The 15046-nt window shown below is 73.4% G+C and carries 14 protein-coding genes; 5 read left to right on the forward strand and 9 right to left on the reverse strand.

The window, feature by feature from the left end; translation table 11 throughout:
* Window positions 1-25: 25 nt before the first annotated feature.
* The 6 genes from ACH4N1_RS31195 to zapE form a co-directional block, all read right to left on the reverse strand.
* On the reverse strand, window positions 26-1396 hold the full coding sequence (locus ACH4N1_RS31195; RefSeq protein WP_398102844.1) for an alkaline phosphatase PhoX: 1371 nt from the start codon (window positions 1394-1396) through the stop codon (window positions 26-28).
* Between the two features lie 90 nt (window positions 1397-1486).
* Window positions 1487-2341, reverse strand: coding sequence for a slipin family protein (locus ACH4N1_RS31200; protein ID WP_398102847.1), 855 nt, complete (start codon window positions 2339-2341; stop codon window positions 1487-1489).
* Window positions 2342-2469: 128 nt separating this feature from the next.
* On the reverse strand, window positions 2470-3927 hold the full coding sequence (locus tag ACH4N1_RS31205; protein ID WP_398102850.1) for a SulP family inorganic anion transporter: 1458 nt from the start codon (window positions 3925-3927) through the stop codon (window positions 2470-2472).
* A gap of 8 nt (window positions 3928-3935) precedes the next feature.
* Window positions 3936-4517 (reverse strand): carbonic anhydrase, encoded by a 582-nt coding sequence (locus tag ACH4N1_RS31210; protein WP_398102853.1) that lies wholly within the window; start codon window positions 4515-4517, stop codon window positions 3936-3938.
* Between the two features lie 122 nt (window positions 4518-4639).
* Complete coding sequence (locus ACH4N1_RS31215; RefSeq protein WP_398102856.1) at window positions 4640-5047, reverse strand: hypothetical protein; 408 nt, start codon at window positions 5045-5047, stop codon at window positions 4640-4642.
* Window positions 5048-5228: 181 nt separating this feature from the next.
* Window positions 5229-6335: a cell division protein ZapE gene (gene zapE / locus ACH4N1_RS31220; RefSeq protein ID WP_398102859.1), complete on the reverse strand. Its 1107-nt coding sequence runs from the start codon at window positions 6333-6335 to the stop codon at window positions 5229-5231.
* A 37-nt stretch (window positions 6336-6372) separates the two neighbouring features.
* On the opposite strand from zapE, the gene ACH4N1_RS31225 reads away from it, so the two are divergent.
* The 4 genes from ACH4N1_RS31225 to msrB all read left to right on the forward strand — a co-directional run bounded on the left by ACH4N1_RS31225 (window position 6373) and on the right by msrB (window position 10033).
* Complete coding sequence (locus ACH4N1_RS31225; protein ID WP_398102862.1) at window positions 6373-7176, forward strand: pyrimidine reductase family protein; 804 nt, start codon at window positions 6373-6375, stop codon at window positions 7174-7176.
* A 224-nt stretch (window positions 7177-7400) separates the two neighbouring features.
* The gene (locus ACH4N1_RS31230) at window positions 7401-7874 is read left to right on the forward strand and encodes an indole-3-glycerol phosphate synthase (RefSeq protein WP_382786239.1); all 474 of its coding nucleotides are present in this window, start codon (window positions 7401-7403) and stop codon (window positions 7872-7874) included.
* A gap of 348 nt (window positions 7875-8222) precedes the next feature.
* Window positions 8223-9611, forward strand: a complete 1389-nt coding sequence (gene murC, locus ACH4N1_RS31235) for a UDP-N-acetylmuramate--L-alanine ligase (protein ID WP_398102865.1) — start codon at window positions 8223-8225, stop codon at window positions 9609-9611.
* Between the two features lie 14 nt (window positions 9612-9625).
* On the forward strand, window positions 9626-10033 hold the full coding sequence (msrB, locus tag ACH4N1_RS31240) for a peptide-methionine (R)-S-oxide reductase MsrB (protein ID WP_398102868.1): 408 nt from the start codon (window positions 9626-9628) through the stop codon (window positions 10031-10033).
* A gap of 40 nt (window positions 10034-10073) precedes the next feature.
* Here msrB and ACH4N1_RS31245 read toward each other — a convergent pair whose 3' ends face one another.
* From ACH4N1_RS31245 to ACH4N1_RS31255, 3 genes are all read right to left on the reverse strand, one after another.
* Window positions 10074-11096, reverse strand: coding sequence for a YbhN family protein (locus ACH4N1_RS31245; RefSeq protein WP_398102871.1), 1023 nt, complete (start codon window positions 11094-11096; stop codon window positions 10074-10076).
* A 333-nt stretch (window positions 11097-11429) separates the two neighbouring features.
* Window positions 11430-12866 carry a sensor histidine kinase gene (locus ACH4N1_RS31250; protein ID WP_398102874.1) on the reverse strand — a complete coding sequence of 479 codons (1437 nt, stop codon included), beginning with the start codon at window positions 12864-12866 and terminating at the stop codon, window positions 11430-11432.
* Entirely contained in the window at window positions 12863-13552 is a 690-nt protein-coding gene (locus tag ACH4N1_RS31255) for a response regulator transcription factor (RefSeq protein ID WP_398102877.1), read from the reverse strand. Before ACH4N1_RS31255 ends, ACH4N1_RS31250 begins: the two co-directional genes overlap by 4 nt.
* Before the next feature lie 152 nt (window positions 13553-13704).
* Between ACH4N1_RS31255 and ACH4N1_RS31260 the strand changes: the two genes are divergently transcribed.
* On the forward strand, window positions 13705-15045 hold the full coding sequence (locus tag ACH4N1_RS31260) for a ferric reductase-like transmembrane domain-containing protein (RefSeq protein WP_398102880.1): 1341 nt from the start codon (window positions 13705-13707) through the stop codon (window positions 15043-15045).
* Window position 15046 lies beyond the last annotated feature (1 nt).

Genomic DNA, 15046 nt, shown 5'->3' on the forward strand with positions numbered 1-15046 from the left:
CGGATCACGGACCCGGATCACCGGCCTACCGGCGCCAGGGGCCCGTCACCGCGAACGTCGTCCCCGGCGTGTAGCAGTTGACGTACATCGTGCGGCCGTCGGGCGAGAAGGTGACGCCGGCGAACTCGCCCCACTCGGGCTCCTGCGGTGTGCCGATGTTCTGGCGGCCGCGCGCCATCGCGTAGACCTCGCCGCCGCGCGTCACCCCGAAGACGTGCTGGGCGCCGTTGCCGTCCTCGCAGACCATCAGGCCGCCGCCGGGAGCCAGGCAGATGTTGTCGGGGGACTCGCCCGGCAGCTGGACGTCCGTGTCCGGGCCGAAGACGATCACCAGGGTCAGCCGGCGGCGGGCCGGGTCGTAGCGCCAGATCTGGCCGAAGTGGTCGGCCGCCGAGCCGTCCGTGCCGCGGGCGAACGACGACACGAAGTACACGCACCGCCCGCCCCAGTAGCAGCCCTCCAGCTTCTGCGCGTGCGTGATGCCCCGCGGGCCGAAGTCCTGGAGCCGGACCGGGGTCCCGGCGGCCAGCGGGTCGGGTACGTCGACCCATTCGACGCCGTCGAAACCCGTGCCGGTCTCCTGGACCGACGACAGGTCCGGTACGCCCGGCACGCGCATCGCCTGGAGCCGGCCGCCCGCGCGCAGTGAGCCCACGCCGCCCAGCGGCTTCTCGGGCAGGAAGCGGTAGAACAGGCCGAAGGGCTTGAGGAAGGCGTCCTCCGTCTCGTAGACGATCCCCAGGTGCGGGTCGACCGCGATCGCCTCGTGCTGGAAACGGCCCATCGCGGTCAGCGGGACCGCCCCGGTGCGGCGCGGGTCGGACGGGTCGACCTCGAAGACGAAGCCGTGGTCCTTGGTGTAGCCGTTGGTGCCGGCCTTGTCCTCGGTCTCCTCGCAGGTCAGCCAGGTGTGCCACGGGGTGGGTCCGCCCGCGCAGTTGACGGCCGTGCCGGCGATCGCGACCCGTTCGTCGAGCACCCGGTTGCCGGCGTCCAGCGTCAGGGCCGTGCAGCCGCCCTTGCCGGCCGGGTCGTAGGTCAGGCCGTCCACGGTGGGGACCGCGTACCGGGCGGTGGGCCGGTTCTCGTGGTTGCGGACCAGGTGGACGCGGCCGTGGCGGCCCGGGAGGGCCGTCATGCCGTCGTGGTTCGAGGGGACCGGGCCCTCTCCCGAGCGCAGCGGGTCGCCCTCGCGGGACAGGACCCGGTAGCGGAAACCTTCCGGCAGATCGAGCAGGCCGTGCGGGTCGGGCACGAGGGGGCCGTAGCCGCTGTGGCCGAGGTTCTGGGCGGCGGCGGCCGTGCCGGGGAAGAGTTCGGACAGTGCCCCGGAGAAGGCGATGCCCGCTCCCAGGGCACCGGTGCGGGCGAGGATCTGACGACGGGTCGCGGACATGGGGTGACCTTCCTGCTGGCGGACAGGGACGGTGACCCCGCCGTGTCTATCACCCGGCGCGCACCTCGGGAACCACGCGCGTGGCTCGTGTCACCGCTCCACCGGTGAGGGAGACGGCGAGGGCGCGGTTCGTGGCGGTGGCGGTGGCGGTTGCTGGGGCTGCGGCTGTTGCAGGGGCTGCGGCTGTTGCTGGGCGCGCTCCAGGAAGCGCAGCAGTTCCACCGGGAACGGCAGCACGAGCGTGGAGTTCTTCTCGGCGGCCACCGCCACCACCGTCTGCAGGAGGCGGAGCTGGAGCGCCGAAGGGGTGCCCTCCATCTGCTGGGCCGCCTCGGCGAGCTTCTTCGACGCCTGCAGCTCCGCGTCCGCGTTGATGATCCGGGCCCGCCGCTCACGGTCGGCCTCCGCCTGACGGGCCATCGAGCGCTTCATGGTGTCGGGCAGCGACACGTCCTTGATCTCGACCCGGTCGATCTGCACGCCCCAGCCCACCGCCGGGCTGTCGATCATCAGCTCCAGGCCCTGGTTGAGCTTCTCCCGGTTGGAGAGCAGGTCGTCCAGTTCGCTCTTGCCGATGATCGACCGCAGCGAGGTCTGCGCCATCTGCGAGACGGCGAAACGGTAGTCCTCGACGTTGACGATCGCCGCCGCCGGGTCGACGACCCGGAAGTAGACGACCGCGTCGACCCGCACGGTCACGTTGTCCCGCGTGATGCCCTCCTGCGCGGGCACGGGCATCGTCACGATCTGGAGATTGACCTTGCGCAGCCGGTCGACGAAGGGCACCACCATGGTGAAGCCCGGCCTGCGCACCTCGCCCGCGACCCGGCCGAGCCGGAAGACGACCCCGCGCTCGTACTGCTTCACCACCCGCGCGCCCGCCACCACGTACGCGAACCCCGCGGCGCCGACCGCCGCGGCCGCCGTCAGCAGTTCCTCGACCATCACGACCTCCTCAGGCAGAGGTCCGACATGCCTGTCCTGCAAAGATAGGCCCGCCGCCGGGTCCGGGGCCACGTGCCGGGTCCCGGAACCGACGGCGGGCGGGGGGCGAGTCCTCGACGAGCCTCGTCCTACGCGGCCATGGTGACCCGCACCGGTTCGGTGCCGGCGTCGCTGTGCCGGGCCGCCCAGTTCTCCAGCGCCGTACGGCAGGCGTGGTCGAGGTGGTGCAGACCGGAGAGGTCCAGCTCGACCGGGCGGTCCTGCGGCAGGGCCTCCAGGCTGTCCAGGATCTTCGGCAGCCGCAGGAAGGTCGCGTTGCCCGACAGGCAGGCCTGGACGGGTCCGGCGCCCTTGTCGACGACCTCCATCCTGATGTGCGAGGCCTCCCAGGCCGTCTTGACGACCGCCAGCGCGAGACCGATCAGGACGCCCTCGAACATGCTGACCGCGACGATCGACACGGCCGTGACGACCAGGATCAGCGCCTCGCCCCGGTGGTCGCGCCACAGCGACACGATCGACCGGACGGGGATGAGCTTGGCCCCCGCGTGCACCAGGATGCCCGCGAGCGCCGGGATGGGTATGTAGGCCAGCACGTTCGGCAGGAGCGCCGCGAACAGCAGCAGCCAGACGCCGTGCAGCACCCGGGACGCCTTGGTGCGCGCGCCCGCCTGCACGTTGGCCGCGCTGCGCACGATCACCGCGGTCATCGGCAGGGCGCCGAGCACACCGCAGACGGTGTTGCCCGCGCCCTGCGCGAGGAGTTCCCTGTCGTACTCGGTGCGCGGCCCGTCGTGCAGCCGGTCCACCGCCGCCGCGCTGAACAGCGACTCGGCGGACGCGATCAGCGTGAACGCCACGATCGTGCCGAGCAGACCGAGTCCGGCCGCCCCGCCGAAGGTGTCCAGGGACGGCGGCTGGATCGAGCCGAGCAGGCCCCGCACCTCGACGGTGGCCACCGGCAGGTCCAGCACCAGCGCGGCGAGGGTGGCGAGACCGACCGCGGCGAGCTGGCCGGGCACCGTGCGGACCTTCGCCGGCAGCCGCTTCCACACCACGAGGACGACGACGGTGCCGGCGCCCAGGGCGAGCGAGGCGAGCGCGGCGGTGCTGCCGAAGGCGTCCACGAGAGCCGCCGGCAGCCCGGCGATCTTCTCCAGGCCGGACGCGGGGGCCTTGGTGCCGACCAGCGAGTACAGCTGGCCGGCGATCAGCACCAGGCCGATCCCGGCCAGCATGCCCTCGACGACGGAGACTGAGATGGCCCGGAACCAGCGCCCCAGTTTCAGGGCGCCCATCGCGATCTGGAGCACGCCGGTGGCGAGCACGATCACACCGAGCGCGGGCAGCCCGAACTCCTGGACCGCCTCGAAGACCAGCACGGTCAGACCGGCCGCCGGTCCGGACACCTGGAGGCTGCTGCCGCGCATCAGGCCGGTGACGATGCCGCCGACTATGCCGGTCACGAGCCCCAGCTCGGCCGGGGCACCGGAGGCCACGGCCACGCCGACGCACAGCGGCAGCGCGACCAGGAAGACGACGAGGGAGGCGGTGAAGTCCTCCTTGAGGTGGGGGAACCTGGTCATCGGGGTCCTCACAGGGCCTCGAAGGAGTCGGTCTCGACGCGGTGTTCGCGCACGGCACCGGTGTGCACCTCGTAGTACCAGCCGCGCACCCGCAGCCGGCCGTCCGCGAGCCGCTTCTCCACGCACGGGTAGGAGCGCAGCCGCAGCAGTTGCGCGAGGACGTGGTGCTGCACGGCCTGCTCGACGGCCGGGTCGCCGGCGTCGGCGGCCGCGGGTTCGCCGGCCGCGTGCGCGAGCCAGGCGCGTACGGCCGGGACGGCGTCGAGGTCGTCGCCGCGCACGAGCGCGCCGACGGCACCGCAGTGCGAGTGACCGCAGACGACGACGTCCTGGACGCCGAGCACCTCCACCGCGTACTCGATGGTGGCGGCCTCGCCGGTCGGGGGGTGGGAGACGTAGGGGGGAACGATGTTGCCGGCGGTGCGCAGCTCGAAGAGCTGGCCGGGGCGGGCGCCCGTGATCAGGGCGGGAACGACCCGCGAGTCGGAGCAGGTGATGAACAGGACGTCGGGGGACTGGCCCTCTGCGAGCTGGGCGAACTCCTCAGGGCGCTGTCCGAACGTACGGGCGTTGTCGATGAGGGGCTGCATGACGTGGTGATTCCTCCTGGCGCGCGGTGGGGTGCGCGTCGGACGTGCAGGACAGGTGGGGGAACTGCTGTTCTGCTCCGCTTCGGCGGCGGAAGGCCGCTTCCGGCAGCGGAAGGCCGCTCTCAGCAGCGGAAGACCTGGAGGGCCGCCGGGGAGTGGGCCGCCGAGGATCTCGACCGGTGCTGGTGGAGTCCGGCCGGGCCGGTGGCCCGGTGCCCGGCCGCCGGGTCCTGGACCGACCGGGGGCGCTCGGACTGCTGCGGCGCCGGATCGGCGGTGACGGTGGCGCGGTGCCGGTCGCGCGGGCGCAGGGGGTCGAAGGGTTTCTCGGACCGGCCGCAGGGGCGGGAGGAGGAGATCTCGTCGCGCGCGGGCGTGGCGGAGAGCTTGATTCCGGGCTCAGCCTTGGCCTCGACATGACGGGCCGTGTGCGCGTGTGCGAAGGAAGGGGCGAGTGTGAAGAAAGGTAATGCCAGCAGGGCGGCGACGAGGAGCGAAACCGCGGTCCTGGCCGTCGTACCTCGGAACATGCGCCCCCTCCCGGCCGTTTCGCGCCTCTCGTCCGGACCAACGGTTGGTCAACCACTGGTCAAGAAACACGTTAACCCTGCAAAGTTGTTTGCAGGGTTAACTCCGTGTTTCGAGATGAACTGCGCCTCAAAAACGAGGGTGGAGTGGCGCGAACCGGCCCCCGGCCGGGGGGCCGGACGCTCAGGCGGGCTCGACGAGCCGCTTGGCGTCGCGGGCCAGCGCGGTGAGGCGGGAGATCGCCCGGAAGTACTTCTTGCGGTAACCGCCGTTGAGCATCTCGTCGCTGAACAGGCGGTCGAACGGCAGTCCGGAGGCCAGCACCGGGACCTCGCGGTCGTACAGCCGGTCGGCGAGGACGACCAGGCGCAGCGCCGTGGACTGGTCGGGGACCGGCTGGACGTCGGTGAGACAGACCGCTTTCAGGCCATCGGTCAGCGCGCCGTAGCGGCTGGGGTGGACCCGGGCGAGGTGGTCCAGCAGGCGCGGGAAGTCGTCGAGCGAGGACCCGGCGGTGGCGTACGCCGCCTTCGTCACCTGCTCTTCGGAGTACGGCGCCGGCGCCTCGGGCAGGCCGCGGTGGCGGTAGTCCTCGCCGTCGATGCGCAGGGCGCGGAAGTGCGCGGACAGTCCCTGGATCTCCCGGAGGAAGTCGGCCGCCGCGAACCGGCCCTCGCCGAGCTTGCCCGGCAGGGTGTTGGAGGTGGCCGCGAGGGCGACGCCCGCCTCGACCAGCTTGCCGAGCAGCGTCGAGACCAGGACGGTGTCGCCCGGGTCGTCCAGTTCGAACTCGTCGATGCACAGCAGCCGGTGGCCGGAGAGGGTCCGTACCGTCTGCTGGAAGCCGAGGGCGCCCACCAGGTTCGTCAGTTCGACGAAGGTGCCGAACGCCTTGAGCGCGGGCTCGGCCGGGGTGGCGTGCCACAGGGACGCCAGCAGGTGCGTCTTGCCGACGCCGTACCCGCCGTCCAGGTAGACGCCGCGCGGGCCGGCCGGGACCTTCGGGGCCTTCGCCCGGCCCAGGCCGAGGAACCCCCGTCTGGCGGAACCGACGGCGTGCGCCCCGCCGAGACCCGCGGCGAAGTCCTCCAGGACCTCCACCGCCCGCGTCTGGCTGGGCTGGTTCGGGTCGGGGAGGTAGGTGCTGAAGCGCACCGAGTCGAACCGGGGCGGCGGCACCATCTCCGCGACCAGCCGGTCCGCGGGGACACGCGGCTCACGGGCGCAGAGGGACACGGGGGCCGCGTCGGCTATCGGGTCGAGGCCGGGGGCGGGATGGGAGGACGACACGGTTCCCCATGGTAAGCGCCGTGCCAGACTGCCTGGCATGCGACGGCTGTTCCCTGTGACCGACCAGACAGTGGCCGACCTTCCGGGCGAGGGGGGTGCGGCGACGGAGGCCCGTGAGTGGAGCCTCGACGAGATCGCCGACGCCTACGCCTATCCGGAGCCCGGCCCCGGCGGGCCCGTGCCCTGGCTGCGCGCCAACATGGTCTCCACCCTCGACGGGGCCGCCCAGCACGGGGGGCGCTCCCAGCCCATCTCCCACCCGACCGACATGCGCGTCTTCGGCACCCTGCGGGCGCTCGCCGACGTGGTGGTCGTCGGCGCCGAAACGGTGCGCCGGGAGCAGTACCGTCCGGCACGCGCGCGTGCGGAGTTCGCGGCGCGGCGGGAGGCGGCCGGGCAGGGCGCCGCCCCGGCGATCGCGATCGTCAGCGCCGGCCTGGACCTGGACCTCTCGCTGCCCCTCTTCACCTCCCCGCTGGTCCCGACCCTGATCCTGACCGGCGCGGCGGCGGCACCCGACCGGGTCGCGGCGGCCGAGAAGGCGGGCGCCCGGGTGGTGACCGCCGGGGACGGCGCGGGCGTCGACCCGGCGCGGGCCGTCCGGGCCCTCGCCGCCCTCGGGCACACCCGGCTGCTCACCGAGGGCGGTCCCCGGCTGCTCGGGCAGCTGGTGGCCGCCGGGGTGCTCGACGAGCTGTGCCTGACCGTCTCCCCGATGCTCACCGCGGGCGGCGCGCAGCGCATCGCGGGCGGACCGGAGGTCGCCGTTCCGCGACGGTTCGCCCTGGTGTCGCTCCTGGAGGAGGACGGGTTCCTCTTCAGCCGGTACGGGAGGGTCTGACGTGCCAGGTGGAAGGGGGTGTGACGGGGCGCCGCCGGGGAAAACGGGGGCAACGCCCCTGGAAGCCGAATTCGTCGGAATCTTCCGTTCCGGTTAGCTTCGGGCGGGCAGACTAGGACACGCAGACCCCGTGGGAACACGGGGAAGGGTGGTTTCCGCACGGGCTTGAACGGCCCGCGGAGGACTGAGGGCCACGGGGGTCCTCGAAGGAGAATGAGGCGCTGGTGTTCACAAGCGTTTTGATGATCGAGAAGGCCCTGACGTCCGCCGACGTGGAGTTCGTCACCACTTTGCACGGTGACGAACCGGTCTCGTTCCACGTACTGCTCCAGCCGCGCGGCGATCAGGCGGACCGCTTGCTGCGGGCCATCGACGACGTCGCGCTCGGCGAGCTGGACGAGGCGGCCAAGGAGGGCGAGACGCCCGAGGGCGACGAGGCCAAGGGGTTCGGGGTCCGGGCCCTGGACGTGTCGCTGCAGGCCCTGCACGCCGCCGGCAACGAGGCGGTGGGGCGGCTGGTGGAGGACCACCCGCTGGACGCGCTGAAGACGCTCGTCGAGGAGACCGGGGCGGACGAGGTGATCGTCCTGACCGATCCGCACTACGTGGAGGAGTTCTTCCACCGCGACTGGGCGTCGAGAGCCCGTCACAAGGTGGGGGTGCCGGTGCTGAAGCTGTTCTCGCACAGCAAGGTGTGACCGCTGTCGGCTTCACAGGGGCGGTCCGCCGTGGGGGCGCGGGTGAGCGGGCGGCTCGCGGCCGTTCGTGGCAGGTCGCGCAGTTCCCCGCGCCCCTGAGGTGGGTGGGGTGGCCCTTGGCCGGGTATCGGGGTGGTCTGCCGCGGGCCGTGGCCGGTCCCGCCCGGTTCCCCGCGCCCCTGAGGTGGGTGGGGTGGGCCTCGGCCGAAGGGCGGGCGGGTCCGCGCGTTCCTGCGGTGGGCCTCGGTCGAAGGGCGGGGGGCGTTCGCCGCGCCCCTGGTCGGTCGTGGTCGGTTCGCGGAATAGGGTGGGGGCGTCACCGTCGTACCGCATCTGGGAGAGACACGCATGGCACCCGGCCTTCCTTCCGCCATGGACCGACCGCACTTCATCGGCATCGGCGGGGCCGGGATGTCCGGGATCGCCAAGATCCTGGCCCAGCGCGGGGCCGAGGTCGCCGGCAGCGACGCCAAGGAGTCGGCGACCGCCGAGGCGCTGCGGGCGCTCGGGGCGACCGTGCACATCGGGCACGCCGCGGAGCACCTCGCCGACGACGCCAGCTGCGTCGTCGTGTCGTCGGCGATCCGCGCGGACAACCCGGAGCTGGCCCGCGCCGCCGAGCTGGGCATCCCGGTGGTCCACCGCTCGGACGCCCTCGCCCGGCTGATGGACGGCCTGCGGCCGATCGCGGTCGCCGGCACGCACGGCAAGACCACCACCACCTCCATGCTCGCGGTCTCGCTGTCCGAGCTGGGCCTGAACCCCTCGTACGCCATCGGCGGCGACCTGGACGCACCCGGCTCCAACGCGCTGCACGGCGACGGCGAGATCTTCGTCGCCGAGGCCGACGAGTCCGACCGCAGCTTCCACAAGTACGCCCCCGAGGTCGCGATCGTCCTCAACGTGGAGCTGGACCACCACGCCAACTACGCGTCGATGGACGAGATCTACGAGTCCTTCGAGACGTTCGCCGGGAAGATCGTGCCCGGCGGCACGCTGGTGATCTCCGCCGACCACGAGGGCGCGCGCGAGCTGACCCGGCGGGTCGAGGGCGTGCGGGTGGTGACGTACGGGGAGGCCGAGGACGCCGACGTACGCGTGCTGTCGGTGGTGGCCCAGGGGCTGAGGAGCGAGGTCACCGTCCTGCTCGACGGGCAGGAGCTGACCTTCGCGGTCTCCGTGCCCGGCCGCCACTACGCGCACAACGCCGTCGCCGCGCTGGTCGCCGGGGTTTCGCTCGGGATCCCGGCCGCCGAGCTGGCGTCCGCCCTGGCCGCCTACACCGGCGTCAAGCGCCGCCTCCAGCTCAAGGGCGAGGCGGCCGGCGTGCAGGTCGTCGACTCCTACGCGCACCACCCGACGGAGATGACGGCCGACCTGGAGGCGATGCGCGCCGCCGCGGGCGACGCCCGCATCCTCGTCGTCTTCCAGCCGCACCTGTTCTCCCGCACCCAGGAGCTGGGCAAGGAGATGGGACAGTCGCTGGCCCTCGCGGACGCCTCCGTCGTCCTCGACATCTACCCCGCCCGCGAGGACCCGATCCCGGGCGTGACCAGCGAGCTGATCATCGACGCCGGCCGGGCGGCGGGCGCCGCCGTGACCCCGGTGCACGACAAGGACGAGGTGCCGTCCGTGATCGCGGGAATGGCCGGCCCCGGTGATCTCGTTCTCACCATGGGCGCGGGCGACGTGACGGACCTGGGCCCGCGCATCCTGGACCGTCTCGCACAGAAGTAGAGGGGTTGGCCTTCATGTCGTACGACGTCGAAAAGCCCGACGAACAGTGGCGGGCGGAACTGACCCCGGCCGAGTACGCCGTGCTGCGCGGGGCCGGTACGGAGCCCGCGTTCACCGGGGAGTACACCGACACCAGGACGACCGGTGTCTACTCCTGCCGGGCCTGCGGCGCCGAACTGTTCACCTCCGACACCAAGTTCGAGTCCCACTGCGGCTGGCCGTCCTTCTTCGACCCGAAGGACACCGACGCGGTGGAGCTGATCGAGGACCGCTCGCACGGCATGGTGCGGACCGAGGTGCGCTGCGCGCGCTGCGGCTCGCACCTCGGCCACGTCTTCGAGGGGGAGGGCTACGCCACCCCCACCGACCAGCGGTACTGCATCAACAGCATCTCGCTGCGGCTGACGCCGACCGGGGGCTGACACCCGCCCGCGCCCACCGGCACCCCGCGCCCGCCGCCCCTCACAGCACCTTCCGCTGCACGAGCGCCGACAGCACCAGCATCCCCGGCAGCAGGGGGAGCCAGACCGTCAGGACGCGATAGCCGATGACGGTGGTCGTGGCGAGGGCGAGGGGGGTGCCGTAGCCGGCCAGGGTGAGGACCAGGGCCGCGTCGACCGGCCCGATGCCGCCGGGGGCCGGGACCGCGCCCGCGGCGGTGCCGGCGGCCAGGAACGCGAAGACCAGCTGCGGCCAGGACAGCGGGACGCCGAGCGCGGTGCCCACCGAGGCCACCACGCACGCCTGGAGCAGCGGCGCCGCCAAGGCCCCTCCCCACAGGGGGAGGAGGCGGCCGGGGCGGGTGTGCAGGTGCCGGGCGTCGGTGAGGGCCGTCCGGAGGAAGTCCGCCACCGGGCGGCGCAGGGGCCGCACCAGGGCCAGGACGACCGCGGCCGAGACGGGCACGAGAAGGACGCCTCCGACGGCCAGCACCAGGGTCCGCCCGTCCGGGAGGACCGCCACGGGCGGTACGGCCGTGGGGGCGGCCAGCAGGAAGACCAGCAGGAGCGCCGCCTTCGCCACGGCCCTGACCAGGGAGTACAGGGCGATCGAGGCGGTCGCGCGGGGGAGCGGTACGCCCTGGCGCAGCAGGAAGCGGACGGTGACCGCGTGGGCGCCGATGTTCGCCGGCAGCAGGTGGTTCGCGGCGTCCGCGGCGACCTGGGAGGCGAGCAGCAGGCCCCCGGGCAGCCGGTCGGCGACCGCGCCCTGCCGGACACAGGCGGCGGCGACCCAGCCCAGGCAGGTGAGGACGAGCCCGGCCAGCAGCCACCACGGGTCGGCGCCGGCGAGGCGGGCGGCACCGTCGCGGACGGTGCTCCGGTCGACCGCCGCCCAGATCCCGAGCAGCAGGAGCGGGAGCAGGCTCACGGCGCGGCGGGCGGTGGCGGAGCCGAGCGCACGGCGGGCGGGGGAGACCGGCGGGGGGCCGTCGTCGGCGCGGGGGAGCGGGGCGACGGGACCGTCGAGCGGCATCAGGGACACGGCGCACGGCGTCCTTCCGCGTCACGCCCGCGCGCGGCGGGGTGACGGATCGGGGCGGGCGCGTCCGGCCTGTTCCCGCCCGCCCGCCCACCGGTCACGGCGACTGCCGCGGTCGGTGGGTGGGCGGGCGGCGGGCGGTGCGAACTCGGCGGGCGGGCCCTTCGGGGGAGGGGACGGGGGGAAACGTTCCCCTCCGGTGTGACGGCGCGGTGTCCGCGAGCCGACGGTGTGCGGGCGGAGGGGCGACCGCGGTGCTGGGGGATGTCTGCCCGCCGCACGGGCCGCTCACCCACGGGGCGGGCGACGGGGGCTCGGCCCGCGCGCCCCCGCGCCTCACCGCACCGGCCGCAGGGGCAGCGTGAGGGTGAAGACCGTGCGCGCCGGGTCGTCGTCCAGGCCGAGGGTCCCCCCATGGGCCTCGACCAGGGAACGGGCCACCGCCAGGCCGAGGCCGCTGCCGCCGCGGTCCCGGCTACGGGCCTTGTCGACGCGGTAGAACCGGTCGAAGACGCGGTCGCGGTCGCCGGGCGGGATGCCGGGACCCTCGTCGACGACGCGCACCCGCACCGAGCGCGCGGCCGACGACACCTCCACCGAGACCGGGGTACCTGGCGGGGTGTGCACGGCCGCGTTGGTGAGGAGGTTGTCCAGGACCTGCCGGACGCGCTGCGGGTCCAGGCGCAGCCGTACCGGCGCCGGGCCCGGCGCCACCGTCAGCGGACGGCCGGGGTGACTCGCGCGGAACGCGTCGGCCGCCTGCTCGACCAGCTCCACCAGGTCGGCGTCCTCCGTCCGCAGCGGGGTCTCCACCTCCGCCGCGTCCAGCCGCGCCAGCAGCAGGAGGTCGTCGAGGAGCACGCCCATGCGGGCGGCCTCGGCGCGCAGCCGGGCCAGGTGCCTGTCCCGTTCCCCGGGCTCGTTGGCGGCCGCGTACTGGAAGAGGTCCGCGTAGCCGCGCACCGACATCAGCGGGGTGCGCAGTTCGTGCGAGGCGTCCGCGACGAAACGGCGCAGCCGCTGCTCGGCCTCGGCGCGCACCGCGAGGGAGTCGTCGATGTGCTCCAGCATCGTGTTGAACGCGGTGCGCAGCTCCTCCACCTCCGGCCCGCCGCCGGGGGCGTCGGCCCGCACGTGCAGCCGCGACGCCGACTCGGTGAGGTCGTGCGAGGCGATGCCGTGCGCGGTGTGCGCCATGTCGCTCAGCGGCTTCAGGCCGCGCCGCAGCAGTGCCCGCCCGGCTGCCACCAGCCCCAGCAGCGCCAGGCCGAAGGCGACGACCTGCACGGTGACGAGCCGCCCGATCGTGTCGTCGACGTCCTTCATCGGCGCCGCGCTGACCAGCACCACACCGGGCCCCACCTCGCAGGCCCGCAGCCGGTACACGCCCTCGCCGTCGAGCCGCACGGTGCGCAGCAGCTCGGTGTCCGAGCGCGCCATCTCCTCGGCGAACCGGGTGAGGGGGCGGACGTCGTGCGGGATGTCGGCGGGCTGCCGCAGCACGGCCGAGCCGCCCGACACGTCGTACACCGCGGAGAACCAGCCCCAGTACGGTTTCTGCGTCACCGTGCCGTGCGCCGCGGCGTCCTTGGACTGCACGGTCTGGACGACCTTCATCTGGTAGCCCAGCTGGTGTTCCAGGTAGTCCCGCATGTACGCCGTCAGCGCCGTGCCGACCACCGCGAACACCACCAGCGACAGCGCGCCCAGGCCGAGCGCGAGCCGGGTGCCGAGCCGCAGCCTGCGGTACACGCGCCGGGCCCGGCTGATCACTCGGCGGCCTGCCGGACGACGTACCCGAACCCGCGCACCGTCTGGATCAGCGGCTCGCCCGTCGCGTCGAGCTTGCGGCGCAGCCGGCTGACCACCAGCTCCACCACGTTGGAGCGGCCGCCGAAGCCGTACTCCCACACGTGGTCGAGGATCTGCGCCTTGGTGAGGACCGTCGGCGACTTGCGCATCAGGTAGCGCAGCACCTCGTACTCGGTCGGGGTCAGCGTCAGCGTGGCGTCGCCGCGCCGCACCTCGCGGGTGTCCTCGTCCATCGACAGGTCCCCCACCCGCAGCACCGACCGCTGGAACGCCGGGCCCGCGCTGCGGCGCAGCACGGTCCGCAGCCGGGCCATCAGTTCCTCGACCGCGAACGGCTTGACCAGGTAGTCGTCACCGCCGCGGGTGAGCCCCGCGACCCGGTCGGCGACCCCGTCGCGGGCGGTGAGGAACACCACCGGCACCATCGTCCCGGAGCGGCGCAGCCGGTCCAGGACACCGAAGCCGTCGAGGTCGGGCAGCATCAGGTCGAGCACCACGATGTCCGGACGGAACTCCGCGGCGCGCCGCAGCGCCTCCTCGCCCGTGTTCGCGGTGACCGCGTCCCAGCCCTCGTAGCGGGCGACCGTCGCGACGAGATCGGCTATCGGCGGGTCGTCGTCCACCACCAGGAGTCGTACTTTTTCCACTCGCTCATCCTGCGTCACGCGCTCCGCGGCACCGGGCCCCGGAGGCCCGCGGGCCGACATCGATATCCTCTTGAAAGTTGTACGACAGGGTATCGACAGCAACGGGCGGCAAAGCTCGGTGTCCTGAGGACCCGATCAAGGAGTTTCCGTCCGTGACGACCGTCCAGTCGCCCCCCGTACCCCCCACCACGGCGATACGCCCCGCGGTCGTGGCCCGCACCGCTCTGTACGCCGTGCCGGCCGCGAACGCGATCGTCGTGACCCTCTTCGCCGTCCAGGCCGGCTTCGCCTCCGACGCCCTGCTCGTGCTCGGCCGCTTCGCCGGCCTCTACGCCGCCCTGCTCATGGCGTTCCAGCTGCTGCTGGTCGCCCGGCTGCCCTGGCTGGACCGCCGCATCGGCATGGACCGGCTCACCAACTGGCACCGCTGGACCGGCTTCGGCCTGCTGTGGACGCTGCTCGCGCACGTCGTCCTCGTCACCCTCGGCTACGCCCGGTCCTCCAGCATGGACCCGGTCGGTCAGCTCGTCGACCTCGCCGAGACCGTCGAGGGCGTGCTCCGCGCGGTCGTCGCCTTCGGCCTGATCCTCGTCGTCGGCGGCGTCTCCGCCCGCTGGGCCCGCCGCCGACTGGCGTACGAGACCTGGCACTTCATCCACCTCTACACCTACGTCGCCGTGGTGCTGGCCTTCACCCACCAGGTCGCCGCCGGGACGACGTTCACCACGTCGTCCGCCGCCACGGCGTACTGGTACACCCTGTGGGGCGTCGCCCTCGGCTCGGTGTTCCTGGGCCGGCTCGCGCTGCCCCTGTACCGCAACCTGCGCCACCGGCTGCGCGTCGAGGCCGTCGTCCCCGAGTCCGACGACGTGGTCTCCGTCCACATCACCGGCCGCGACCTGGACCGGCTGCCGGCCCGTGCCGGCCAGTTCTTCCTGTGGCGGTTCCTCACCAAGGACCGCTGGTGGCAGGCCAACCCGTACTCCCTGTCCGCCGCCCCCGACGGCCGCCACCTGCGCCTGACCGCCAAGGCCGCCGGCGAGGGCTCCGCGGCACTGCGGCACCTGAGGCCCGGCACCCGCGTCTTCGCCGAGGGCCCCTACGGCGCCTTCACCGCGATGCACCGCACCCGGCCGGACGCCGTGCTGATCGCCGGCGGCGTCGGCGTCACCCCCGTCCGGGCCCTGCTGGAGGAACTGCACGGCCACGCCGTCGTCATCCACCGCGTCAACTCCGAGCGGGACGCCGTCCTCCACGACGAGCTGCGCGACCTCGCCCGTCTCAAGGGCGCCGAACTGCACCTGGTCACCGGGCCGCCCGTGCCCGACCGGCTGGCCCCCGGCGAACTGCTGCGCCTCGTGCCGGACATCGCCGGCCGGGACGTGTTCCTGTGCGGACCGCCCCCGATGATGAACGCCGTCCTGGGCAGCCTGCGCGCACTGGGCGTGCCCCGGACGCAGATCCACTTCGAACGCTTCAGCCTGGCGGGATGAG

The sequence above is a fragment of the Streptomyces sp. NPDC017202 genome, from assembly GCF_044331705.1.
Lineage (GTDB): Bacteria > Actinomycetota > Actinomycetes > Streptomycetales > Streptomycetaceae > Streptomyces.

What these genes read in the sequence shown, in the direction of transcription:
- ACH4N1_RS31195 (WP_398102844.1), bottom strand. Translation starts at nt 1,396, where the DNA reads ATGTCCGCGACCCGTCGTCAGATCCTCGCCCGCACCGGTGCCCTGGGA.
- ACH4N1_RS31200 (WP_398102847.1), bottom strand. Translation starts at nt 2,341, where the DNA reads ATGGTCGAGGAACTGCTGACGGCGGCCGCGGCGGTCGGCGCCGCGGGG.
- ACH4N1_RS31205 (WP_398102850.1), bottom strand. Translation starts at nt 3,927, where the DNA reads ATGACCAGGTTCCCCCACCTCAAGGAGGACTTCACCGCCTCCCTCGTC.
- ACH4N1_RS31210 (WP_398102853.1), bottom strand. Translation starts at nt 4,517, where the DNA reads ATGCAGCCCCTCATCGACAACGCCCGTACGTTCGGACAGCGCCCTGAG.
- ACH4N1_RS31215 (WP_398102856.1), bottom strand. Translation starts at nt 5,047, where the DNA reads ATGTTCCGAGGTACGACGGCCAGGACCGCGGTTTCGCTCCTCGTCGCC.
- ACH4N1_RS31225 (WP_398102862.1), top strand. Translation starts at nt 6,373, where the DNA reads ATGCGACGGCTGTTCCCTGTGACCGACCAGACAGTGGCCGACCTTCCG.
- murC (WP_398102865.1), top strand. Translation starts at nt 8,223, where the DNA reads ATGGCACCCGGCCTTCCTTCCGCCATGGACCGACCGCACTTCATCGGC.
- msrB (WP_398102868.1), top strand. Translation starts at nt 9,626, where the DNA reads ATGTCGTACGACGTCGAAAAGCCCGACGAACAGTGGCGGGCGGAACTG.